The 23150-nt window shown below is 40.8% G+C and carries 18 protein-coding genes; 11 read left to right on the forward strand and 7 right to left on the reverse strand.

Going from position 1 to position 23150, the window contains the following annotated elements:
* The first annotated feature begins 3 nt into the window (after window positions 1-3).
* Both AABS66_RS17950 and AABS66_RS17955 read left to right on the forward strand, forming a co-directional pair.
* Window positions 4-3108: a MexW/MexI family multidrug efflux RND transporter permease subunit gene (locus tag AABS66_RS17950; RefSeq protein ID WP_430225248.1), complete on the forward strand. Its 3105-nt coding sequence runs from the start codon at window positions 4-6 to the stop codon at window positions 3106-3108.
* On the forward strand, window positions 3105-3278 hold the full coding sequence (locus AABS66_RS17955) for a hypothetical protein (RefSeq protein WP_206086267.1): 174 nt from the start codon (window positions 3105-3107) through the stop codon (window positions 3276-3278). Before AABS66_RS17950 ends, AABS66_RS17955 begins: the two co-directional genes overlap by 4 nt.
* 56 nt (window positions 3279-3334) lie before the next feature.
* Here the strand turns inward: AABS66_RS17955 and arnT are convergent, their stop codons facing one another.
* The 6 genes from arnT to AABS66_RS17985 form a co-directional block, all read right to left on the reverse strand.
* Window positions 3335-4978, reverse strand: a complete 1644-nt coding sequence (gene arnT / locus AABS66_RS17960; protein WP_430225249.1) for a lipid IV(A) 4-amino-4-deoxy-L-arabinosyltransferase — start codon at window positions 4976-4978, stop codon at window positions 3335-3337.
* Between the two features lie 394 nt (window positions 4979-5372).
* The gene (locus tag AABS66_RS17965) at window positions 5373-6647 is read right to left on the reverse strand and encodes a bifunctional O-acetylhomoserine aminocarboxypropyltransferase/cysteine synthase (RefSeq protein ID WP_206086265.1); all 1275 of its coding nucleotides are present in this window, start codon (window positions 6645-6647) and stop codon (window positions 5373-5375) included.
* Between the two features lie 298 nt (window positions 6648-6945).
* Window positions 6946-8205, reverse strand: coding sequence for a septum formation protein (locus AABS66_RS17970; protein ID WP_430225250.1), 1260 nt, complete (start codon window positions 8203-8205; stop codon window positions 6946-6948).
* A 278-nt stretch (window positions 8206-8483) separates the two neighbouring features.
* Window positions 8484-9842 (reverse strand): anaerobic C4-dicarboxylate transporter DcuC, encoded by a 1359-nt coding sequence (dcuC, locus tag AABS66_RS17975; protein ID WP_206086263.1) that lies wholly within the window; start codon window positions 9840-9842, stop codon window positions 8484-8486.
* Window positions 9843-10132: 290 nt separating this feature from the next.
* Window positions 10133-10591 (reverse strand): regulatory protein RecX, encoded by a 459-nt coding sequence (locus AABS66_RS17980; protein WP_206086262.1) that lies wholly within the window; start codon window positions 10589-10591, stop codon window positions 10133-10135.
* A gap of 63 nt (window positions 10592-10654) precedes the next feature.
* A complete protein-coding gene (locus AABS66_RS17985) occupies window positions 10655-12112 on the reverse strand; it encodes a DUF4026 domain-containing protein (protein ID WP_272539606.1) in 1458 nt (485 codons plus the stop codon).
* Between the two features lie 253 nt (window positions 12113-12365).
* Here AABS66_RS17985 and AABS66_RS17990 point away from each other — a divergent pair, with 253 nt between their 5' ends.
* The 9 genes from AABS66_RS17990 (at window position 12366) to AABS66_RS18030 (ending at window position 22744) form a co-directional block, all read left to right on the forward strand.
* Complete coding sequence (locus AABS66_RS17990; RefSeq protein ID WP_206086260.1) at window positions 12366-12548, forward strand: hypothetical protein; 183 nt, start codon at window positions 12366-12368, stop codon at window positions 12546-12548.
* A 231-nt stretch (window positions 12549-12779) separates the two neighbouring features.
* A complete protein-coding gene (locus AABS66_RS17995) occupies window positions 12780-13781 on the forward strand; it encodes a hypothetical protein (protein ID WP_206086259.1) in 1002 nt (333 codons plus the stop codon).
* On the forward strand, window positions 13781-14926 hold the full coding sequence (locus AABS66_RS18000) for a BamA/TamA family outer membrane protein (RefSeq protein ID WP_353166502.1): 1146 nt from the start codon (window positions 13781-13783) through the stop codon (window positions 14924-14926). The genes AABS66_RS17995 and AABS66_RS18000 overlap by 1 nt, the downstream gene beginning before the upstream one ends.
* Window positions 14926-16071, forward strand: a complete 1146-nt coding sequence (locus AABS66_RS18005) for a DUF4056 domain-containing protein (protein ID WP_430225251.1) — start codon at window positions 14926-14928, stop codon at window positions 16069-16071. The genes AABS66_RS18000 and AABS66_RS18005 overlap by 1 nt, the downstream gene beginning before the upstream one ends.
* A 490-nt stretch (window positions 16072-16561) precedes the next feature.
* Window positions 16562-17368 carry a protein bax gene (locus AABS66_RS18010; protein ID WP_206086256.1) on the forward strand — a complete coding sequence of 269 codons (807 nt, stop codon included), beginning with the start codon at window positions 16562-16564 and terminating at the stop codon, window positions 17366-17368.
* A 315-nt stretch (window positions 17369-17683) separates the two neighbouring features.
* Window positions 17684-19102: an MBOAT family O-acyltransferase gene (locus tag AABS66_RS18015; RefSeq protein ID WP_430225252.1), complete on the forward strand. Its 1419-nt coding sequence runs from the start codon at window positions 17684-17686 to the stop codon at window positions 19100-19102.
* Window positions 19089-20255, forward strand: coding sequence for an SGNH/GDSL hydrolase family protein (locus AABS66_RS18020; RefSeq protein WP_206086254.1), 1167 nt, complete (start codon window positions 19089-19091; stop codon window positions 20253-20255). The genes AABS66_RS18015 and AABS66_RS18020 overlap by 14 nt, the downstream gene beginning before the upstream one ends.
* Window positions 20227-21453: an SGNH/GDSL hydrolase family protein gene (locus tag AABS66_RS18025; RefSeq protein WP_206086253.1), complete on the forward strand. Its 1227-nt coding sequence runs from the start codon at window positions 20227-20229 to the stop codon at window positions 21451-21453. The genes AABS66_RS18020 and AABS66_RS18025 overlap by 29 nt, the downstream gene beginning before the upstream one ends.
* A 478-nt stretch (window positions 21454-21931) precedes the next feature.
* Complete coding sequence (locus tag AABS66_RS18030; protein WP_206086251.1) at window positions 21932-22744, forward strand: helix-turn-helix domain-containing protein; 813 nt, start codon at window positions 21932-21934, stop codon at window positions 22742-22744.
* A gap of 157 nt (window positions 22745-22901) precedes the next feature.
* On the opposite strand, the gene AABS66_RS18035 is transcribed toward AABS66_RS18030, so the two are convergent.
* On the reverse strand, window positions 22902-23150 hold a 249-nt coding region (locus AABS66_RS18035; protein WP_430225253.1), incomplete at its 5' end, for an Ig-like domain-containing protein.

The raw sequence follows: 23150 nt of genomic DNA on the forward strand, positions 1-23150 counted from the left end.
GTGATGAAATTTACTGATATTTTTGTACGCCGTCCTGTTTTAGCCTTAGTGGTCAGTGCGTTAATCGTGTTGATTGGCTTATTTGCTCTGAGCAAATTACCTATTCGCCAATACCCACAGCTAGAAAGTGCCACAGTGACGATTACGACACAATATCCTGGCGCATCAGCAAAACTGATGCAGGGGTTTGTCACCCAGCCTATCGCTCAAGCCGTTTCTTCAGTTGAAGGCGTCGATTATTTATCTTCATCTTCTGTACAAGGTAGCAGCCTTGTCACCGTGCGTATGGAATTAAACCGCGACTCAACTCAAGCCCTTGCGCAAGTGATGGCGAAAGTTAACCAAGTGCGCTACAAGTTGCCGAAAGAAGCTTATGACCCAGTCATCGAGTTATCTTCTGGCGAATCAACCGCGGTTGCCTATATTGGGTTTTCAAGTACCGAGTTGTCCATTCCTGCGCTAACCGACTATATTTCTCGTGTGGTCGAGCCGATGTATTCATCTATTGAAGGCGTCGCGAAAGTACAGGTATTTGGTGGGCAACAACTTGCCATGCGCTTATGGCTTGATGCCGATAAACTAGCTGGCCGCGGGCTTTCTGCTGCTGATGTTGCACAAGCCGTTCGCCAAAATAACTACCAAGCTGCACCAGGTAAAGTCAAAGGCGAATATGTCATTTCTAATGTCTATGTGAATACCGACTTAACTAATGTGGATGAATTCCGTGACTTAGTGATCCGCAATGATGGTAATGGATTAGTTCGCTTAAAAGATGTTGGCACCATTGAACTCGGAGCCGCCTCGACAGAAACGAGTGGCTTAATGAATGGTGAACCCGCAATTTACCTCGGTTTGTTTGCAACCCCAACAGGCAACCCACTTGTCATCGTTGATGGCATGAATAAATTAATGCCAGATATTGATAAAACTTTGCCACCAGGAGTGAAAGTGGAAATGGCCTTTGAAACTTCACGGTTTATTAAGGCCTCTATCGACCAAGTTATCAATACGTTAGTCGAAGCTTTGCTAATCGTTATTGCCGTAATTTACCTATGTTTAGGCTCAATTCGCAGCGTGATTATTCCTATCCTAGCCATTCCTTTATCCATGCTGGGTGCTGCGGCTCTTATGATGGCTTTTGGCTTTAGTATCAACTTATTAACCTTACTAGCAATGGTTTTAGCGATTGGACTGGTGGTCGATGATGCCATCGTGGTGGTAGAAAACGTCCATCGCCATATTGAAGAAGGGAAATCCCCTGTATTAGCTGCCTTAATTGGTGCCCGAGAAGTGGCAGGGCCCGTCATTGCGATGACCATTACCTTAGCCGCCGTTTATGCGCCTATTGGCTTGATGTCTGGCCTAACGGGCGCGTTATTTAAAGAATTCGCCCTAACGCTTGCAGGTGCGGTGATTGTTTCTGGTATCGTGGCATTGACCCTTTCCCCTGTCATGAGCTCCTTTATGCTGAACTCAAAACAGAATGAAGGCCGCATGGCACGGATGGCAGAAAAATTCTTCACCACACTGGCGCACTATTACACCATTTTATTGAATTTTTCGTTAAAAAACCGTTGGATAACGGGTGTGATTGCCGTGGCGGTATTCATCAGCTTGCCAATGCTTTACCAATCCGCACCGCGCGAATTAGCCCCTGTTGAAGACCAATCGAGCGTATTAACCGCGATTAAGTCCCCACAACATGCCAACCTTGAGTATGTCGAACGGTTTTCTCGTAAATTACATGATGTTTTCACGGAACTACCTGAAACCGAAAGTACGTGGATTATTAACGGAACTGATGGCCCTTCCGCAAGTTTTGGAGGTACCAACTTGTCTTCTTGGGAAGAACGGGATAGACCGGCTTCTGCTATTCAAACGGATTTACAGGGGCGCGTTGGCGATGTGGAAGGAAACAGTATTTTTGTTTTCCAATTACCAGCCTTACCTGGTTCAACAGGCGGATTGCCGATTCAAATGGTGTTAAGAAGCCCACAAGATTACTCGGTGCTATATAAAACCATGGAAGAAATCAAGCAACAAGCGCGGGAAAGTGGTTTATTTATGGTCGTGGACAGTGACCTCGACTATAACAACCCTGTGGTAGAAGTACGCATTAACCGCTCTAAAGCCAACAGTTTAGGCATTCGCATGCAAGATATTGGTGAATCCCTGACTTTATTAGTCGGCGAAAACTATATTAACCGCTTTGGGATGGATGGCCGTTCTTACGATGTGATCCCACAAAGTATGCGCAACCAACGCCTGACGCCAGAAGCGCTTTCACGCCACTATGTCAAAGCAGAAACTGGCTCAATGATACCGTTATCTACGGTAGTAGATATTCATACACAAGTTGAGCCGAACAAACTCACGCAATTTAACCAACAAAATGCGGCAATATTCCAAGCCATTCCTGCTCCTGGTGTTACTTTAGGACAGGCAGTTGCTTACCTTGATGAAATTGCCAATGAACTTCCAGCTGGCTTTAGCCATGACTGGCAATCCGATTCGCGCCAATATAAACAAGAAGGTAACACCCTCGCCTTCGCCTTTATGGCGGCGCTTATCATTATTTATTTAGTACTCGCCGCGCAATATGAAAGCTTGGTCGACCCGCTGATCATTCTTATCACTGTACCATTATCGATTTGTGGTGCACTAATCCCACTAGCCTTGGGCTATGCCACACTAAATATTTATACCCAAATCGGCCTTGTGACCTTGATTGGTTTAATCAGTAAGCATGGAATATTGATGGTGGAATTTGCCAATGAATTACAGGCTAATGAAGGATTAGACCGCCGTCATGCCATTTTAAAAGCCGCGCAAATTCGTTTACGCCCAATTTTAATGACAACAGCGGCCATGGTGATTGGCTTGGTGCCGTTGTTATTCGCCACGGGTGCGGGTGCTAACAGCCGCTTTGGCCTCGGGTTAGTCATTGTCACAGGGATGTTAGTTGGGACGCTATTTACGTTATTTGTTCTACCAACCATTTATTCAGTATTAGCACGCAATCACAGTGCTACCACATTGACACCTAGGCGTTATGAGCTTGCTGAAGCCAATCGCCTGATCAAAGAAACTCAGGAGACTTCACAATGAGAAATACAGCAAGTAACAAGCAAAACCTTCGCCAAACGCCTCATACTGTAGAGATGAATACGATGAGTAACAGTATGGCAATGCTGTTAATTTACCACGGGGTAGCGACTAACACTGGCAAGGCCAGCATTGCAGATAATGAAATAATGACGACTAAACCAACTCGTTAATTAGCCTTTTCAAACCAAACCGCATAATTCATTATGAGTTATGCGGTTTTTCATCACTACCCTTCGTAAAAGGCAAATATCAAATTGCCCTCTCGAATAATTATTGGATTACCAGGAAGCGCATCAACCAATTCATGTTGTGAGCCTTCCACAACGACAGCTACATTTTTGTATTGATGGCTTTCTAACAATGCAGGTAATTGACTCAAGCGATAAAAACGGTTTGCAGCATCAGGATATTGCAGCCCGTAGCCTAATTCCCCCGTTTGATGCAACATCGTAATATCACTGCGTTTTAGCACCCAAGCTAGTGCCGTGCCTAAACCCACATTGTTGGTCAATAATACCGATTTATTTTCCAGTTGATGCGAATACTTGGCGACTAACTTCTGAGGGGTATTGTTACTTGCCACATAATTTGGGATCACATGGCCCACACTTAAACTAATCGCTACCGTACATACAGCGGCTAAATACCAAAACCGCGGCTTCATTGAAATAAAAGCAACCACTAGCCAAAAAATAAAGGCCCCTGCCGCCAACCCTAATTTATAGCTTTCATCTGCCTGATAAATATTAATTTTAGGTATATATGGTGATGCAATGATTACGCCCGCAGCCAGCCCGCCAATCACCATATTAATCACCGCGTTTGCACGGATGGCGAGTGTTTTTTTCTCTGTTAGCATTTTTTCAATATACGCAGCCATTAAGATCGCGATGGGTGCAATACACGGCAAAATATACGTGAGTAGCTTACCTTTAGTGATGCTAAAAAAAATAAACGGCGCAAGGAACCATAATAAGAAATAAAAATGCATCCCTTTTTGCTGCCATGCTTGGCGCAAAGCACCAAATAAGTAACCTAACCACGGCAAAACTGCCGCCGTCATGATAGGAATATAAAACCAAAATGGGGATTTGTTTTGAGCGTTATCAGCCATAAACCGCTGAATATGTTCGACCCAGAAGAAATAACGCCAAAAATCAGGTTCACGGCTGGCAATCACAAATGCCCATGGCAAGCAAACCACAAAGGCCGTAAAAATCGACACAAATGAAAAAACAAAAACGTCTTTAAATTTTTTAAAATAAATTCCAGCGACTGAACACACTAACACTGGCAAAACTAAAACTAAGAACCCCTTCGTTAATACCCCTAAACCACAGACCACCCCCAGTAAAATATAGGCCAAGAGCTGGTGGGAAAATCGTTTAGTGGTCAACCCCCATTGGAAAAAGAAAATCACCATCGTGATAAATGCGGTAACGATAGGGTCAAGAATGTTATAAGTGCCAATGGTAAACACCATCAACATGGAAAGGTAAATAAACGTGGCATTAAACGCGATACGTGGGTTTTTCCACGCCATTTTAGCGCTAAGGTAAACAAATAACCCACTGATTAGTGTACTAAATACAACACCAAGGCGAACAGAAACATTATTTTCACCAAATAACATTTGAAAAATAGCACCAACCCAATAACCAAAAATGGGTTTTTCGAAATAACGAACATCCAGCAGTTCTGGCACACTCCAATTATAACTGATGATTAGTTCACGACTAATTTCAGCATAACGGAGCTCGTCAGGCTGCCATAACAGCCGCCCGTTTAACGGCAAAAAATAGGTTGCAACAATAAATACAAATAGTAGACACCACTTAAGGCAGGCAATTTTATTATTTGCCATAATCATCTCATCTCAACCATTCTTGTTATTAATATTTAATACTTTTAAGCTGTTAGCGTGAAAGCAACGCTTGCCATTTTCTATTAGGTTATTATCATTGCGACAATTAAACCCCGCATAAACAAATCAATGATTACCCTGTTTTTCACATTGATATTTATAAACAATCAATAAATGAATGAATACCACATTTTATTCATCTTAAAAAAGAGATAAGAATCGAGTGTTAAGACTCGTTATATAAAAAATAGTTCATTCACGAAGGGGATTCTATTAATATTTAAAAATTAATTAATTCTTAATGTTTAAAATTAAAATAAAAACCTTTTTATTTACGCTCAAACAAAAAAACCAGTCATGGTATTACCCATAACTGGTTTTTCTTGATAACAACTAACAACTATTTTGCAGCGACTAAGGCTTGCTCAAGGTCTGCAAGAATATCGTCAATATGTTCAATCCCGATAGATAAACGGATCATATCTCGTGAAACACCTGCTTGGGCGAGCTCTGCATCATTTAACTGACGATGAGTTGTGGATGCAGGGTGACACGCCAGTGACTTGGCATCACCAATATTCACCAGCCGAACAATCAGTTGCAGTGCATCAATAAAACGAGCCCCTGCTTCTTGTCCGCCTTTAATACCGAACGACATAATGCTCGCAGGCTTACCGTTCATGTATTTCTGCGCTAACGCGTGCTCGGGATTACTGGGTAATCCCGCATATTTAACCCACTCTACTTGAGGGTGTTTTTCAAGAAAATTAGCCACTTTTAGCGCATTTTCTGTGTGTCTGTCCATTCTTAATGCCAAGGTTTCTAAACCTTGTAAAATCAAGAATGAATTAAATGGGGATAATGCAGCCCCCGTTCCACGTAAAGGGGCAACACGGCAACGAGCAATAAAGGCTGCTGCACCAAAGTGTTCAGTATAACTGACTCCGTGGTAAGCCACATCGGGCTCAATCAGTAGTGAGAAACGATTTGGATATTGTGTCCATGGGAATTTCCCAGAGTCAACGACCATACCGCCCAGTGATGTACCATGACCGCCAATATACTTAGTCAATGAGTGAACAACAATATCCGCGCCATGTTCAAAAGGTCGGCATAAATACGGCGTTGCGACCGTATTGTCCACAATGAGTGGTACGCCATGACGATGTGCAACTTCCGCCAGCGCAGCAATATCGACAATAAACCCAGCGGGGTTCGAAATAGACTCACAAAAAACTGCACGGGTTTTTTCATCAATCAGCGCTTCTAATGCCGCTAAATCATCGTGTTCTGCGAAACGAGTTTCAATCCCTAAGCGAGGCAAAGCATGAGCTAATAAGTTATAAGTTCCGCCATACAGCTTTGCAACAGAAACTATGTTATCCCCAGCTTGAGCAATAGTTTGAATCGCGTAGGTAATCGCCGCCATCCCAGAGGCAACCGCCAGCCCAGCGACACCGCCTTCCAGTGCAGCAACACGTTTTTCCAGCACATCATTAGTCGGGTTCATAATTCGCGTGTAAATATTACCCGCAACTTTTAAATCGAACAGATCCGCACCATGCTGCGTATCATCAAAAGCATAAGAGGTGGTTTGGTAAATCGGAACGGCGACAGACTTCGTTGTCGGGTCTGGAGAGTAGCCGGCGTGAATCGATAATGTTTCTAATTTCATTTGTTATCCTTGTTATGATGCACTGGAAAAACACTGCCAGATTAGGTATCGAGTAAGAGGTTCGATGCTGTGTTAACACTAGATATTACCTAAGACTCTTTGATAGACAACTATCTGAACTTGAAATTATTTCATATGAGTTAGTTCATTTTGTTATAACTGTGCGTGATTTTCATCCTCTTCATCTTAACCATCAGGTTATATCAATGTCGATGCTTATAACCTATTGCATCTTGATATAAAAAAAGCCACGCCCCGTAAGGCTGTGGCTTTCTCTGTACGTTATTTTCTCAGATATTTACTGAAACGCGCCGTAAATAACCGATGTAATAGAAGCTAATCCGCAGATAAAGGTAAAAATTTGCGCCAGTTTTGATGTGCTAAATTTCTTCATTGCAGGAATAATATTCATCGATACTACAGGCAAAATGAACAGGATAGCAGCAATCATTGGTGCCCCCATCGTTTCAATCATGCCTAAAATACTTGGGTTACGAATGGTGACAATCCATGTAGTAATCACGATAAACAGCATCGATACCATTTCAATTTTCTTTAGTGAGAAAGAAGAACGTGATTTGATTAAACCCACTAAACCTTCATGAGCCCCTAAAAAGTGCCCAAAATAACTTGATATGATTGCGGCGAAGGCAACAATTGGGCCTAAATAAGACAGAATCGGGGATGGATTAATATTCGCAATATGCGATAACACACTGATATTTTGTTCTTTGGCAATAGCCAGTTCTGCTGGGCTCAACGATAGCACCACAGAGAAAACGAAGAACATCACAAAACCCGTGAGCATCAGAGCTGCGCCACCAGTGATCATATCAGTTTTGATAATTGCCTTATCACCAAATTGTTGACGTTGGTCTTTGGTAAATTGGCTAATGATTGGGCTGTGGTTAAATGAGAATACGATCAATGGGATCGCCATCCACACCACAACTGGCATTGAACCCCAGTCTGGTGCGACTTCTAGCATTGACATATTCCATTCAGGAATTAAATACAAAGATAGTGCTAATAAAATAAATACCAGCGGGTAGACCATAAGCGAGGTCAGCTTTAACATTAAATCACGGCCAAAAACCACGCCTGCTGTCATTGCTGCAATCAAAACACCCGATAATAACCAACGTGGAAGCGGGTCCATACCGATTTGATTCACGAGGAAAGAATCGACAGTATTTGTTATCCCAACACCATAAATTAATACAATTGGGTAAATCGCAAAGAAATAGGCAAAAGTAATAATATTTGCGCCTGTTTTACCGAAATGCTCTTCAACGGTATCGGTAATATCTGCATTTGGATTTTTAGATGATAAAACAAAACGTGCAAGCCCTTTATGTGCTAGCCAAATCATTGGCGTTGCAATCAATGCCAACACGACTAATGGCCAAAACCCCCCGGCTCCCGCTTTGATAGGTAAAAATAAAACGCCTGCCCCAACTGCGGTACCGAATAAAGAAAGTACCCACGTAAAATCCTTATACGTCCATTTACTTACTGGCTTATCCGTAGCAACCACTGCTTTTTCAATTGTGCTCATAGTGTATTTTTCATCATTAACGTTATTAAAAAAAGATGAGCCGATTTTGCATTAAATGCGTACCAGTACCTAATTTAATCGCGTTATTTCACTCAACTTTTTGGCGTAGATCTCGTTAATAACGTTAAACAAAAAAATGAGTTGTCATTGTTCTGCTAAAAAATATTTTCCTACGTTATTAAAATAGTATTTTTTATATATAAAGCATTTAATTTCATGCAAACAAAAAAAATGGCTGGGTAAAGTTAACCCAGCCATTTATGGCAATCATTAAAAATTTACAGATGAATAGGGACTAAAATTTCAGTAGCAATAACCACAACAACCAAGCCCACTAAGACTGGAACTGAAGTTCTTTTCACTACTTCAAACGGTGAAATTTTTGCCATACCAGAAACTGCAACCACAACCCCTGAAACTGGGGACAAAGTACGTCCCAAGTTAGATGCTTGTAGCATTGGAATAACCAAGTAAGCAGGGTTAACTCCCATTTGTTTTGCTAAGTGTGGGATTAATTCCACAAAAGCATAGAATGGCGCATTACCTGAACCCGTAGTCATCGCCGCTAACATGGTGATAATCACTAATGCAATCATCATCACAATAGCGCCTGACCCAAAAGATTGTGCAAGGTTAATCAACCCTGAAATAAAGCCAATTGTGCTTAGACCTTGCGCAAATACCCCAGCAGCCACTAACAGCATGACCACCGTTGCAAATGCATCCGCCATGCCTTTATAGCAAACTTCCAAACCACCATAGACGTGTTTAGCACTGAAACTGCGTAAAAATTCAATAATTGCAGCTAAAATAATACAGCCAACAATAATCGTAACAATGTGCAATTCAGGTGCCCATTTTCCGTCAAACACTAACACGCCAATAATGGGTGTGAAAGGTAAGATGGCATAGAAAGAAGGCGCATGAGTTTTGATTTCATTCACATCTAACATTTCTGTTTTAACGTGCTCTTTTTTATCGAGATAACGTTGCCAGAAGAAATGTGCAATCGACATCGCAACAATCGCAGCGATGGAAATCGGTAATGTGGTTTTAAAGGCAAAATCAATTAATGGCATTTCTGCAGCTTGTGCCGCCAAGATCACGTCACCCGATGTTGGAGCCAAAATAATTGCAGCAGGTGAAGCACAAATTGCAGCAGCTGCACCGCGGCTGATCCCAACGTTTACCATCACGGGGAATAAGGTTGCCATTAATAGCACCCCTAAGCCAGTTGCCGATGAAACCGCCAGTGACATCAAGCATGCTACAATATAAGCCGCTACCATTAATAAATACGGTGAGTTGATCATTTTCAGTGGTTTCGACGCGATTTTTACCACGACATCGTTGGCACCAATGTGTGTCATATACGACGCAAACCCACAAAGCACCATGATCATCATACCAAGGTCACCACCTCGGCTCATTAGGAGGAATTTAATGTATTCCAGAATGTCTGTTACACGCCACCCCGTCGTTGGAACAGAACCAGGTAAAATACTTTTTCCCATAATAGCGGTAATAATCAGCAGTAAAATACCGCCTGTCATTAACACGCCCGTTGCCGAATACCCTTTGATGATATAACGCCCAACTCCAATGGCGACAATGACGCCGATTAAGAGCTCAATCATTTGTTTCTCCTGCCTGTCTTATTTTGTAATTATAAAAAAAATTACTCTGCCTAATAGTTAAGCAAAATTCACTGACGATGATCATGTCAGCAGATGTTTTTTAATATAGAAATGAGTAAAAATACAAGAGAAATAAATAATAAATCTTTTTACTAACTTACTTTGCAGATAATTTTATCGATTATTATTTGAACACTGGAGGATAAGGCTTTTATTCATAAGGAAATGATGAGCGTGATAGGCCAACTTAACAACATGTCTGTTTATCATCGCTAATTAAATACGTAAATTTACCCATTAAAGAGTTCGTAAATCATATCACCAAAAAAACCGCGATATTGTAGATAACGAATTTGCTTACTTTTCTCTTTAAAATCATCGGGCAATACATCACCAAATTTTTTGTTGCGCACTTCAGCTGCTTTTTCAAACCAATCCACCTCAATATTGGCAAGGTGTTGGTCGACAAGTGTTTGAGAAAACCCCTTTTGGCGCATTTCTTGTTTGATACGTAGCGGCCCGTAACCTTTACGTACATAGCCTTGCAGTAATAGAGCAACCACACGGTTATCATCGAGAAAATGTTGCTCGCTTAATCTATCCAACACCTGTTCAATCACAGTTTCATCAATGATGCCGTCATTTTTTTCGTACATACGCCGTTTCATCCGAGCAAATAACTCAGCTTTTCCATAATCACGGCGTGAAAGCATAAACAGGGCGTATTGGTAAAGATCAGATTCATTCATCAAATTAAGCTTTTAACTGTCAATTGGGCGCATTGCGCGCCCAGTCTATCATGCCAAACGCGACTAATGAACTTGTGCGCCACTAAGCAACTTGTAAATCGTGTCAGGGGTGTAGCTGCCGTCTTGGAAATAAATTGTCCAATCCGTAATGTCATCACGGGTTAATGGATAAACCTCCCCTTCTTGCATTGTTTGCACATAGAAAGGATGGTTGATTAAGCGCCCTTCAAATTGATCCCCATTCCATGAGACAGGCTCGAACCACATGTGTTCATGGCCATCAAAGTCCTCTTCCGCATCGTGATAACCAATGCCACACTTCACCAAGAAACGCCATTCTGACCCTTGTTCTTCATCATTTTTACCGAGGAACTTAGCGAAGAAACCTTTTTTCTGCACCGCGGGTTTCGGGCCATAGTTATCCAACATATGGGTGAAATATTCCCAACGCAGCTTCGCTTTACGGGACATATCCGCCGTTTCTTCATCTGTGCGCATAAACATCATCGCATTTTGCTCTTCAAACCCTTCAAAGAAGCTTTCCAGCGTTGGGTTTTCTTGCGTTACGCGAAATAACATGGCGGACGGGTGCTGGTGAGACTCGTCTCTATCATGCCAATCCCCCATAAAACGTTCAGATGTTTCATCACCAAATTCGAAATTCATCTCTTCCAGCGGTTTTAAATCATCCACTGGCGTTGATTTACCCACGTGCAACAATCCTTCCTCAAAAGGTAATGCCACCAAGTATTCATAACCTGATTGTGTTTGCCCAATAAAAATTGGCTCATTAAAGACAATTTTACCGTGGGTGATGCTGTTATTCACAAAACTCCAAAACAGTTCGGGAATACCATAATAAGAAGAAATCGGATGCGGGATAATAATTTCAGCTTCGGATAACCCACAACGCGCTAAACCATGGGTATGGAACCAGTACATAGTCGGCGCGCGTTCTTCTTCAGGTTTATCTTCGTTATCGTCTTGGTCATAAATCGCATGAACAACATATAAAGAATCAATACTTGGCATTAAATCATCAATTAATTGGAAATTTAACCACTCACGAGTAAAGACTTTCCCTGCCGCTGAAATATCCAGCCCTAATAATAAATCGGGCACTAGAATTTGGATGATTTTTAATTGCTGCAAGTAATTAACCAACGGTTGATCATGGAAAACACACTCGACAATAACCGCTTGTGCCGCAGCACTCGCTTCGGCATAGAGTTCAGGGGTAATGGGGTCAGTCGCAAAATAAGGATTAATTGTATAATCTGGGTCGCTATCCACTAACGCCACATAAAAACGCAGCTCTTCTTCCCCTTTTTTACAATTAAAGAAAAAACCATCTTCATCAGGAATATAATCAATTTCACCTTCAGTGAAATAGGTTTGTTCTTCTAAACGCTGTTCAAGTAATGCAGAGGTCAATTCAGATGCAGGAATAGCAACCATCATGGAGGCTTCTTTTTCACCTTCACCTGCAGCTGTATCAAGGTAGTATTGTTTATTGTTCATTATTCAGACCCGTTAATAAGTGACTGAGGCGAGGATATCAGCTTATATTCATTAAGAATATTGTGAATATTCTTAACCAATTCAGATTGTGATTTGATCCCTCACATTTCATCTAAGTAGATAAATTATCATTATTCGACAATGATTTATTCTACTTTTCATACGCTATTGGCTAAGGCACAATAGTGCTCTTTCTTTTATTTCCCTTAAAATAACGGGTAAATAACTCCATTCCAATATAGGTGATGAAAATATGGCTGACTTAACAAAAGAACAAAAAGAATACGTTGATGACCTCGCGATGCAGCGTGTTTTCGATATGAATAATGACGATGTATTTGTAAATGCGTTAGAGCAAAAAATCCATCAGATGGAAGATCACCTAAAAGCCTATTTCCATGAGCGTGTCCGTTTTCACCAACAAAATAAGCCATAAACCCATTTTTTATTTAAGCCGATATGATTCATATCGGCCTTATTCTTTACAACAGAATAACCATCTTAAATATTCCTTCAACATACTTGGGTTAACTTGACTTCGTGGTTTAAAAAGCATTAAGCGCCACCCGAACAATCAACATCAATGATAAAATTCCGACTAATATTGTGAGATTATCAATAAACCGCTTTATACACTTCATGATTCCCTAAATATTGAGTTAACTTTATGAAACGCATTCAACTCAGCACTGCGCTGATCCTTTCATCCTTTATAAGCATTTCTACCAGTTTTGCCGACAGTGACCGCCCTTTATTTTCAGTCACCATGAGTGAGTCTGGTGTCCCTCAAAATAATGGCCAAGGGGGTATTACTCGTTCTTCTTCCTCAGAGTCACGAGTATTGCCTATTTGGGGGGATGAAGCCCGTGCCAGAGGTTATGACTTACCTGAACCTTTTGGGGTGAGTTATGGGTATATGAATATGCGTCAAGACATTGTCGTAGATAGAATCGGTTTTATTACCCCAGAAAACCCTGGTTTTTCAGATGCATTGCATATTGAAGCTGGCCACACTCGACAAAAAAGTGAAACTCACACATTAAAGCTTGATTCATGGGTGTTCCCATTTCTAAACATCTATGGTTTATATGGTCACACAAAAGGTAAATCGCATACCACACTAAAAGGTGGGAGTATGGACTTTGGCGGTGGTTTTGTTATCCCATTAGATCCTATCCTCAAAGGTGAACCTTTTGATTTAGATTTTAAAGGGAAAACCTACGGTGCTGGTTTTACTTTAGCTGGCGGCTATAACGACTTTTTCACCACGTTAGATTTAAACTATACAAAAACCGATCTTGATATTATTGATGGGGATATCAAAGCACTTATTATTTCTCCACGTGTTGGTTATACTTTTACTTTCAATCCGCTCATTGAAGGACAAGGGGACACTAAAGTTCAAATATGGACAGGTGCGATGTATCAAGATATTACTCAACGATTTAAAGGTGATATTAGTAAACTTAACCTACCTGCTAAATTCCAAGGTATTATTGACTCCATGGATGAGCCTGGCATGAAATTCGATGTTAAACAACATCTTGCCCATAAATGGAATAATACGGTTGGAGCGCGCGTCGAATTTACACGTAACTTTAACGTTCTCACTGAGTTTGGTTTTAATAATCGCAATACTTTCTTTGTCTCAGGAGAATTTCGTTTTTAATGAAGCGATTGGCTCTTATACAGGGGCTGGCACTCGCTAGCCTTTTTATGCTCTTTCCTGCAAAAGCAGATATTTTCCCCGAACGCCCGCAAATCGATGGCTGGCTAAATGAGCTTGGGGGCGAAAACCACTTTGATGAAAGCAAAACGATTGATTGGGGCGTTTTGCCTGGCCCATTTTATACCCCAGAAATGGGCATTGGTATTGGCACCGCACTGGTCGGGCTCTATCGAATAGACAAAGACGATAAAACAACACAGCCTTCTTCGATTGGGCTCAGTGGCTTTGCCTCCTCTACAGGTGCTTTTGGTTTAAATTTCACCAATTATAATTTTCTCGATAATGACCAGTGGCGGCTATTTGTCTCTGGCACAATAAACAACGTGCCAACCTATTATTGGGGAAAAGGCTATGCGGCAGGAAAGAATGACCATAATAAAGAAAAGTACCATTCTCAAGAATTTCAAATTACCCCAAGAGCACTTTATAAGCTAACCGATGCTACCTATGTTGGCCTTGGCTGGAACTTTTCATCCATCAATGCCAGTGATCCTGATGATGGTGCAAAAACCTACTTTGCAAAATCCGTGGGTGGACGGTCAGTCTTAAATTCAGGGATCAGCGCTTACTATAGCTTTGATACCCGCGATTTTTTACCCAACGCACATAAAGGCCAAACTTTTGAGGTAGTTTATACTTATTTTGCACCAAGCCTTGGTAGCGATACGCGTTTTCAAACCACACAGTTACAATATGCCTACTATCATGAGCTAACGCCAAACACCGTTGTTGCCCTTGATAACTATGCTCGTTTTGCGACAGGGAATGTACCATGGAACCAGCTTTCCCTATTAGGTAATGGCAACCGCATGCGTGGTTATTACGAAGGGCGTTATCGCGATAACAATATATTCACCAGCCAAATAGAAGTGCGCCAGAAGCTGGATTGGCGCCATGGTGTTGTCGGTTGGTTAGGCACAGGGACGATGAGTGATGCATCATCGGACTTAGGTAAAGGGCACTGGCTACCAACGGTTGGTGTAGGTTATCGATTTGAATTTAAACCAAGAATGAATGTGCGTTTAGATTTTGGCATGGGCCGTAACAGCTCTGGGGTTTATTTTCAGGTGGGAGAGGCATTTTAATGGGTAAGTGGTTGACTGCTCTAAGTTTTACACTATTTTTAGCCGCTTGCCAAAGCCGTGAGCCACTTGAGCTTTCCGCCATAAAACCTGTGTTAACCACATATTCATTCGAAGAAGCACCTCAAGCCTGGCCTGTGGTAACGTCATTGCCTCCTCCACAAGGCTTACGCGCCTGCTGCGCTTTCGGTTATAACCTACAAGCGGAACTGTGGGGGCTCCCCGTTCCATTTTATACTATCGATAATATTGTCGAAGCCGATAAACTTGGCGAACACCATTATAATGATAGCTTTTTGGGTGCGTCTGCAGCATTGATGGGGATAAGCAATGAGAAAATTGGCTTACTCTATACTGAGCAAGGCGGATTTATTGATATCTCCCATGTTAGGGATACCGCAGATTATACATTCTATTTGTTCAGCCAAATTTATTCGCGCCTCGGTGAAGCATGGTCACTAACACTCAGTGATGAACTTGCAGGCCGGCAAATCCATTTTAGCGCTTTCACACCGCCGCAATCCCCTGAACAACGCTATACCCTCAGCGCTTATCTTGCCGCGAAGCTTGCTTTTCAGCTAGCGGCTTGGCATGAAATCGCACAATGGTATGGTTATCAATCTGTCCCGGGTTTTTCTGAGGGTATTTCTGCATTTTCACCTGAAGACCTTTACTCGAATCTCCTCGGGGCACGCCTTGCGATGACTTTAATTCTACAGGGACGTGCAGCTTCTTTACCAATTTACTCACAATCAATGGAAGATATTTTACCGTTAGCCCTTGAACAATTAAGCAATACGGATAAAAAAACGACCCAGAAGATGTTTGATAGTGTAGATGGCTTATGGTGGAACAGTTACCGACGCGTACCTGAAAAATTTCTTGTTTTAACAAGGGACTACGAAATAAGTGATAGCCGTTTCCCTCTACTTCCTATGCAAGTGTTACCCACGCAACGCTTAATGCTAACCTTACCAAACCAATACCATCAGTATGATTTATCCTTACTGGCACAACTGCGCTTGCTCCCCACAAAACATATGGCGAATTTACCCATTCCTATTCAGTATTGGACTAAGAACGATTTTTCTTGGTTAGCTGAAGATGCAAAAAAACAGGATTTACAGCAACAAATATTGCAACCATAAACCGTTTTTCCTGCAATTTTAACGCGTCAAATTTCTCATATCTCCACCCATTCTTTGGCAAGAAAAAAAGTCATTTCTTTGCACTTTTTTTCGTTATCGAACGTCATTTTTATTTAGCTTAGGTCTTCTCTATCACATCTAAGAAAAGGATGAGTTTCTTATTTTGGCTAAAAAACAACCCACTGGTCGCTTATTTTTTAATCAAAGTAACCATAAAATAACTGTGCCATTTGTTCGTTTTTTAATCTAATTTAGCTTAAGTGAGAGGAATAGCAAAGGAAACACTGAAGATTTATTTATACATACACATACATGAACATACCATTAATGACTGAAATCTGATTAAAAATCATTTAAAACACAAAAACATAAAAAACACAACAAAATAATACAGTAGTTTTGCTAATGTTGGCTTGATAAATGTAGCTCGTGAAAAATTATTCTGCTACTATTCGCTCGAATTTTGTTCAGAGAAACTTAGGAGAAGCAAATGCCCTCTCGAACGATGAGGACAAAAGCCGTCTTCGCTTTCTTATTTTTATTATTATTTTCGAGCTTAAGTCTCGGCTCCACCAGTACCAGCAAAATGCTCAGTAAAGACTACTCAAGTAGCACTGTGCAAAATGTCAGTCAGGCTAAAACCTCACTGCCTGATTTGCGAAAATATCCCTCTGGTACGCCACGAAAGAAAGCATTTTTGAAAACGGTTGTCCCTGTAATTGAAAAAGTGAATAAGCAAATTTTGGAAGAACGTAATTGGTTGTTATCCGTTCGTGCAAATAAGAAGTGGAGCGCTCAAGAACTGCGCCGTCTTAGCCAAATTTGTGATAGCTATGGTGTGAAGTGTAGTAACCCAAAACGCATTAATTGGGACAAACTACTTAGTCGTGTTGACATCATGCCGACGCACTTAGTTGCAACACAAGCAGCAACAGAGTCTGGTTGGGGTACATCACAACTCGCTCAACAAAATGGTAATTTATTTGGTATGCGCTGCGGTAGCGGCTGTAAGGCCAACAAAGGTAAGATTAAAGGTTATTCGACCTACTCAACTGTAGAAGAAACAGTAACCGCCTATATGAAAAATATGAATACCCACAATGCTTATGAGTCTCTACGTACATCGCGAGCTAAGCAACGTTTATCAAAAGATGAGTTAGATACCAATAAACTTATCAACGATATGAAAGGGTACTCCGAGTTAGGTTCATCCTATAACCGCTATCTACAAGAAATGTACGCGAGTAACGAAGAATTGATTACACAAGCTCAAAAAAGAGCATCCACTCGCATCTAAATTTTTGTATCACCAGGTACAAGACATAAAAAAATCCACTTTGCTAAGTGGATTTTTTTTATTCTTTTTGAGTCGCATTTATTTGATTTTTGATTTTTTCAGATCTCAAGGGTTGCTCTAAATAGATAAAGTGGTGGCAAGGCGGCAAGAGAAGATATCCCTAGGAGCATACATAAGTATGTGACTAGGGTAGCTGAACGCAACCAACAAAGTCACCGCTTTAACTATGACGAGCAATATTCTGATTGCATAGAACCAGATAATAAATATCATAGGCTATCTTCTACCAAAATAATTAACATCTTTGAGTCTAATATGAATTTCTTCTCGTTTGAGTTTCTTGGCTCTTTTTTAATTTTTTTTCTTATTTATTGGGGCTGTCAGCCCAGCGCAAAACTACAAAATGGGCTCTTAATTACTGCTAGTTACTTTTTTGTTTATTCTTTTAGTCCTGACTTTGCTTATATTTTATTTGGCTATACCCTTTTTATCTACTTATTAACTAATTGGATAACGAACTGGCTCTCCAATCGTTGGATTTATGTCATTCTCGCTACAGGTATTATCGGGTGCTTTACGTATTTTAAATATTATTCATTCTTTCAAGAAAGCACCCAACAAACATTAGATAAATTCGGTTTTAGCGTTGGGCTGCCTATTTTAGAAATACTGGCGCCGTTGGGGCTTTCTTTCTATGCCTTTCATTCCGTCAGCTATACGGTTTCAGTGTGTCGAAAAGAGATTCAAAAAGCCGATTTTTTTGATGTAACACTATACCTTGCATTTTTCCCAAGCATCGTTGCTGGCCCGATTAACCGTGCGAAAAACTTTCTTCCGCAAATCCAAGCTGAAACTCGCACAATTCTAGATAGCCGCAAAGCCATCCTCTTAATTTCATTAGCGTTGGTAAAACTTTTCTTATTTAGTTCTTATTTATCTGAAAACTATGTTAATCCTATTTTTGATGCGCCAGTCGGTTATAGCGCAGGAGAGATCCTTATAGCCACCTACGCTTACGCTTGGAATATCTATTTTAACTTTTCAGGTTATACCAACCTTGTCACTGGGATTGCCTTATTATTAGGTTTCAGAGTACCTGTTAACTTTAATGCGCCTTATTTAGCCGCTAATTTAAAAGAGTTTTGGGTTCGTTGGCATATCAGTTTATCCACCTTTATTCGCGATTATATTTATATCCCCCTTGGTGGCAACCGCAAAGGTTTCAGCCGAATGAATACTAACGTCTTCCTTGCAATGGTCATTTCAGGGCTCTGGCATGGCGCGGCAATGACATTTGTCGTATGGGGTGCAATTCATGGCTTAGGGATTGTATTACTCAACCTTAAGACTTTGTGCATGGAAAAGTTGGGGTGGACAAAAGTTATTCCTAACAAAACGCTATCCATTTGGGTTTCGCGGATTATTACGTTCCATTTTGTCTGTTTTGCGTGGATTTTTTTCCGCAGTCAATCCTTTGATGACGCAATATTAATGCTCAACCAAATCATTGCGCCAGGCTTTATTGCTTCTATTCAAGCCAGCCTTGGTTTGTTAATTGCGTTCTGGGTCTTATTAATTGCTTATCCTTATTTTGTGCAAGGCTACCATGTTGTCGCGAAACATTATCAAAGCGTGCCTTGGTATTATTACCCTATTCCCCTTGCCATTATTTTAACGATTATGTTTATGCTTTCGCCTTCAGGAATGCCGGGGTTCATTTATGCTAACTTCTGAGTTTAAAAAGACCCTCGTTAAAATGGTTCAGGTGCTGTTAATTGTCTTAGTGGCAGGTTTACTCTTGATTTGGTTAAACCAAAGCTCTCTAGAGCGTTTCTGGCAGCAGAAATACCACCAAGATACCCCATGGGCAAAAATGGCAGGTAATCCTATCTGGGATTATGGGGCTTCTTTGCATGATGGCGCGTTAGAAGCGGGAACAACATTTGCTTATCATGCATCAGGGCAAAAGGCCAAAGAAGAGAAAGAAGCGACGCAGCTCGCGCTGGAAAACCAAGGCAAAAAACGAGTCTTTCCAACGGATTTCCAAGTGGGTCTGCACTTTCTTCATGGCTACACTTACCCAGCAGAAAGCTTGTCTGTCACTTTCCCTGAATTACTGAAACGCCCACAAGCCAGAGAAAAAGCAAAAGGGGTTAATTTTAGCGGCTTGGCTATCAAAAATAATCAGCCGATTGTTGCCAAACACATCGCCAATATCGAAAAAGATCAGAAGGTGTTATTTGCTGGTGATTCGATGATGCAAGGCGTTGCTCCTCATGTGAAAAATATGCTGTTGAAAAAGTATAATATCGATAGCATTAATTTAAGTAAGCAGAGCACGGGGCTCGCTTACCCACGCTTTTTCAACTGGCCACAGACTATTGCCAAAGCGTTGAATGACAATCCAAATATTAAAGTATTAGTGGTATTTTTAGGGCCTAATGATCCTTGGGATATGCCACCACAAACAGGTTATAAATACGTCAAATTTAAGAGTGAAGATTGGGAAAATGTTTACCGTGAGCGGATTAGTGATATAATATCCACCGCCCGCCAGCACAATGTTGATGTTATTTGGGTTGGCCCCCCTAATATGCGTAAAAATACGCTATCTGATGGTATGAAATTCTTACGAAGCCTCTACCAATCTGAAGTCGAGAGCAACGGTGAAATCTACTTCTCCGTCAATGATGTCTTTAAATATAAAGGCGATACCTACTCTGACTATATCGGCGATGAAAGCAGCACAATTAAATTACGAAGTGGTGATGGCATTCATTTCAGCGGAAAAGGCCAACAGCTCATCGCGGAAAAAGTATTTTCTCTGATCCACTTCGTAGAGGAAGAAAAGGAACCTCATGAAACTGAACAACCTGCGTCAAGCTAAGTCCAAAATTTTGGCTGGTAGCGTTATTGCGCTGCTGTCATTAGGCTTATTGTCTTGCCAGAACACATCAGACAAAACGCGAACACCGAGCTCGACGAAAGGTCAGGACGTGGTTGAGCGAGGGCAACTTGTAAATAACGCAGAACCAAACCTGCGTCAATTTGCCAATAAATTGCACCAAGGCAACCAGCAAGTGCACATTGTCCAAATTGGTGACTCTCATACTGCTGCTGATTTTTTCAGTGGCAATCTGAGAACGTTATTTCAGCAACGCTACGGTGATGCAGGCCCTGGTTTTATCCCACCAATTTCAGTACCAGGTCAACGCACTGCAACCATTAACCGCATGAGCGAGAAAAAAGAGTGGTCGCTATCTTCAAGCCGTAAAGATGAACGCTTTGATTACCCACTAGGGGGCTTTATTGCAGAGCCCCAAGCAGTGAACAGCAATGTATTGTTAAAACCATTACAGCCCGCGCTGGGGGCTTATCAGTTACAGGCGCTATATCAAGGTTCAAATGATTCACAAATGCGTGTATCCCCCGCAGCTTCCCCAAATGTGGCGTTACCTGCAACAGGGAACCAGTGGCGCTTCTCAACGCCAGTAAATACCCAGTTACCTGCGCAGATTTCCGTGAGCAAAGATAACAACCTAAAAATTGGCGGTTGGTTAGTGCGCTCAACAAAACCAGGCGTGATGGTGTCTGCACTGGGAATTAACGGCGCGACATTAACGATGGTCGATAAATGGCAGCCTCAGTGGAGCGAAACGTTAGCACAAATGTCCCCTGATATGATCATTTTGGCCTACGGTACCAACGAAGCATTTAATGACACATTAGATTTAGCCGCTTATGAGCAAAATTTGCGGGCGAAAATACGCTTAATCCGCCAGCAAATGCCAAATAGTGTAATTCTATTGGTCGGCCCGAATGATTCACTAAAATTTAGTCAGGCGGCAAGTTGCCAAGCACAAATGCCCGTGAACTTACTGAATGTGATTCAAATTCAAAAAACCGTCGCTGCGCAAGAAAACACGCTGTTTTGGGACTGGCAAGCCTTTATGGGTGGCCCTTGCTCAATTCGCTCATGGGCAGCGCAAGATTTAGCGCGACCGGATAATGTCCATTTGTCTGTTGATGGTTATAAAAAGAGCGCACAAGGGCTATATAGCCAATTAAATCAAATATTGAATTAGCAGCGTCTTTATTTCCCCAATAATAAATTTCAGAATTAGCGCTAAATTTCCCCTCAATATTAGAGAAATCTCTTACTGAGGGGCACATCACTCTTTGTACTATTCTTATTCCAATTTGGATTTCTTCTGACTTATTTATATTTAACTAAATTCCGATTTATTAAAATAATAAAAATCACAATAAAAACAGTACATTGAAATGGATTCCATCAGATAACACATGATTATCTTTGATTTTTTTTCGGCTTATAAAACATAAAAAATAACGATTTTTAATTAAATAAACTCATGCGATATAAAACTAGTATCCCATCTCATTCAATGAATAACATATTTGTATGTTCAAGCACTATTAATAAGCGATGAATAAAAACCTTAGATATGTGTTCTATTGACTACTCACAGCCGAGATAGATCCCAATCAAACCTATAGGATTTTATGGCTGATTTCTGTGAATGATACTTTTAGGTTTATTTTATGTCGACTACATTCTGTGAAAAATCATTTTACTCATATATTAACTCTTTACCTGATATAGCAAAAAATAGCTTTTATCTGATGCACTCCCTATTACTAAAAGTCACTACAAATGAAATTAATATACGCATCGAAAATGGGGAATGGCAAACACTCACTCCCTCAAATATCTGTTTTCTTCCTAAAGGCAAGTCTATTGAGATTATCAACAATGATAATTCTCACCCTTCCACCGTTGATATACTCCCTATCACCGATGAAATGTTAAAATACTTTTACCTACAACATACTGAGTTTTTGGTTAGCGAAAAAAAAACAAAGCTGAATAATCGGGTCTGTTTTACTAATTTGCATGAAAATCCTATCATTGAAAACGCATTCTTATCTATCAAAAAAGAAATATCAACATCCACTGATAAACATAAGATTAAGATTTACTTGAACTTTATTTTATCATTTTTTCTATTAGTCGATGGATTCATCCCTTCTCTCCATGAATCCATAAATGTATCAATAAAAGACAAAGTGTATGACTTAATTTTTCACAGTACTGGAAAACAGTGCTGTACTTTAGACTCTGTCGCAAAACAATTACACATGAGTGCCTCCACACTAAAACGGCGCCTTGCAAGTGAATATACGAGTTTTTCTAAAATCAGTTTAATGTCGAGAATGAATAAGGCCATGATATTATCTAAAGTTAATAAAATGCCCATGATACGTATTGCACATGAGGTAGGTTATGATGATGTCCCTTTTTTCATGTCAACGTTTAAAAATTACTACCGTAGCCAACCTTCTCCTCTTTTATAATTTTTACTCTCCATCGGTATCTACAAAATGGATAAATCTGCCTACATTTATTGTCTTTTATCAAAATTATTGAGCAAAATAATTTATTGATTTTAGCTGATAACTCGCTTTGCCAACAGCCAAACACCACCTTAAAATAAGGTGGTGTTTGGCTTTATTAAAAGTGAATATCTTCTGTCGACAAATTATTATCAACCTCTGGTAACTGCATGAAAGCGGACGCCAGTTCATTAGACTTTGTTGGAGGCAAACTGCTATTTAAAGTATCAACGGTAATTGTCCCTTTTTGCGGAGCGGATTGATTCCCTGCCACATCGGTTGCCGTTATCGTATACTTATGCAATCCGTCTTGCAGTACGGAGGGGGGAACCGCAAACGACCATTCCCCTTTTTCGTTCGTCGGAAT

Source organism: Providencia sp. SP181, from assembly GCF_050446505.1.
GTDB lineage: Bacteria > Pseudomonadota > Gammaproteobacteria > Enterobacterales > Enterobacteriaceae > Providencia > Providencia vermicola.

Excerpts from the sequence above, each read along its gene's own strand:
- AABS66_RS18020 (WP_206086254.1), top strand. The coding sequence starts at position 19,089 with ATGCTAACTTCTGAGTTTAAAAAGACCCTCGTTAAAATGGTTCAGGTG.
- AABS66_RS17995 (WP_206086259.1), top strand. The coding sequence starts at position 12,780 with ATGAAACGCATTCAACTCAGCACTGCGCTGATCCTTTCATCCTTTATA.
- AABS66_RS18010 (WP_206086256.1), top strand. The coding sequence starts at position 16,562 with ATGCCCTCTCGAACGATGAGGACAAAAGCCGTCTTCGCTTTCTTATTT.
- dcuC (WP_206086263.1), bottom strand. The coding sequence starts at position 9,842 with ATGATTGAGCTCTTAATCGGCGTCATTGTCGCCATTGGAGTTGGGCGT.
- AABS66_RS18000 (WP_353166502.1), top strand. The coding sequence starts at position 13,781 with ATGAAGCGATTGGCTCTTATACAGGGGCTGGCACTCGCTAGCCTTTTT.
- AABS66_RS17985 (WP_272539606.1), bottom strand. The coding sequence starts at position 12,112 with ATGAACAATAAACAATACTACCTTGATACAGCTGCAGGTGAAGGTGAA.
- arnT (WP_430225249.1), bottom strand. The coding sequence starts at position 4,978 with ATGATTATGGCAAATAATAAAATTGCCTGCCTTAAGTGGTGTCTACTA.
- AABS66_RS17990 (WP_206086260.1), top strand. The coding sequence starts at position 12,366 with ATGGCTGACTTAACAAAAGAACAAAAAGAATACGTTGATGACCTCGCG.
- AABS66_RS17980 (WP_206086262.1), bottom strand. The coding sequence starts at position 10,591 with ATGAATGAATCTGATCTTTACCAATACGCCCTGTTTATGCTTTCACGC.
- AABS66_RS17950 (WP_430225248.1), top strand. The coding sequence starts at position 4 with ATGAAATTTACTGATATTTTTGTACGCCGTCCTGTTTTAGCCTTAGTG.
- AABS66_RS18025 (WP_206086253.1), top strand. The coding sequence starts at position 20,227 with ATGAAACTGAACAACCTGCGTCAAGCTAAGTCCAAAATTTTGGCTGGT.
- AABS66_RS18005 (WP_430225251.1), top strand. The coding sequence starts at position 14,926 with ATGGGTAAGTGGTTGACTGCTCTAAGTTTTACACTATTTTTAGCCGCT.
- AABS66_RS17955 (WP_206086267.1), top strand. The coding sequence starts at position 3,105 with ATGAGAAATACAGCAAGTAACAAGCAAAACCTTCGCCAAACGCCTCAT.
- AABS66_RS17970 (WP_430225250.1), bottom strand. The coding sequence starts at position 8,205 with ATGAGCACAATTGAAAAAGCAGTGGTTGCTACGGATAAGCCAGTAAGT.
- AABS66_RS17965 (WP_206086265.1), bottom strand. The coding sequence starts at position 6,647 with ATGAAATTAGAAACATTATCGATTCACGCCGGCTACTCTCCAGACCCG.
- AABS66_RS18030 (WP_206086251.1), top strand. The coding sequence starts at position 21,932 with ATGTCGACTACATTCTGTGAAAAATCATTTTACTCATATATTAACTCT.
- AABS66_RS18015 (WP_430225252.1), top strand. The coding sequence starts at position 17,684 with ATGAATTTCTTCTCGTTTGAGTTTCTTGGCTCTTTTTTAATTTTTTTT.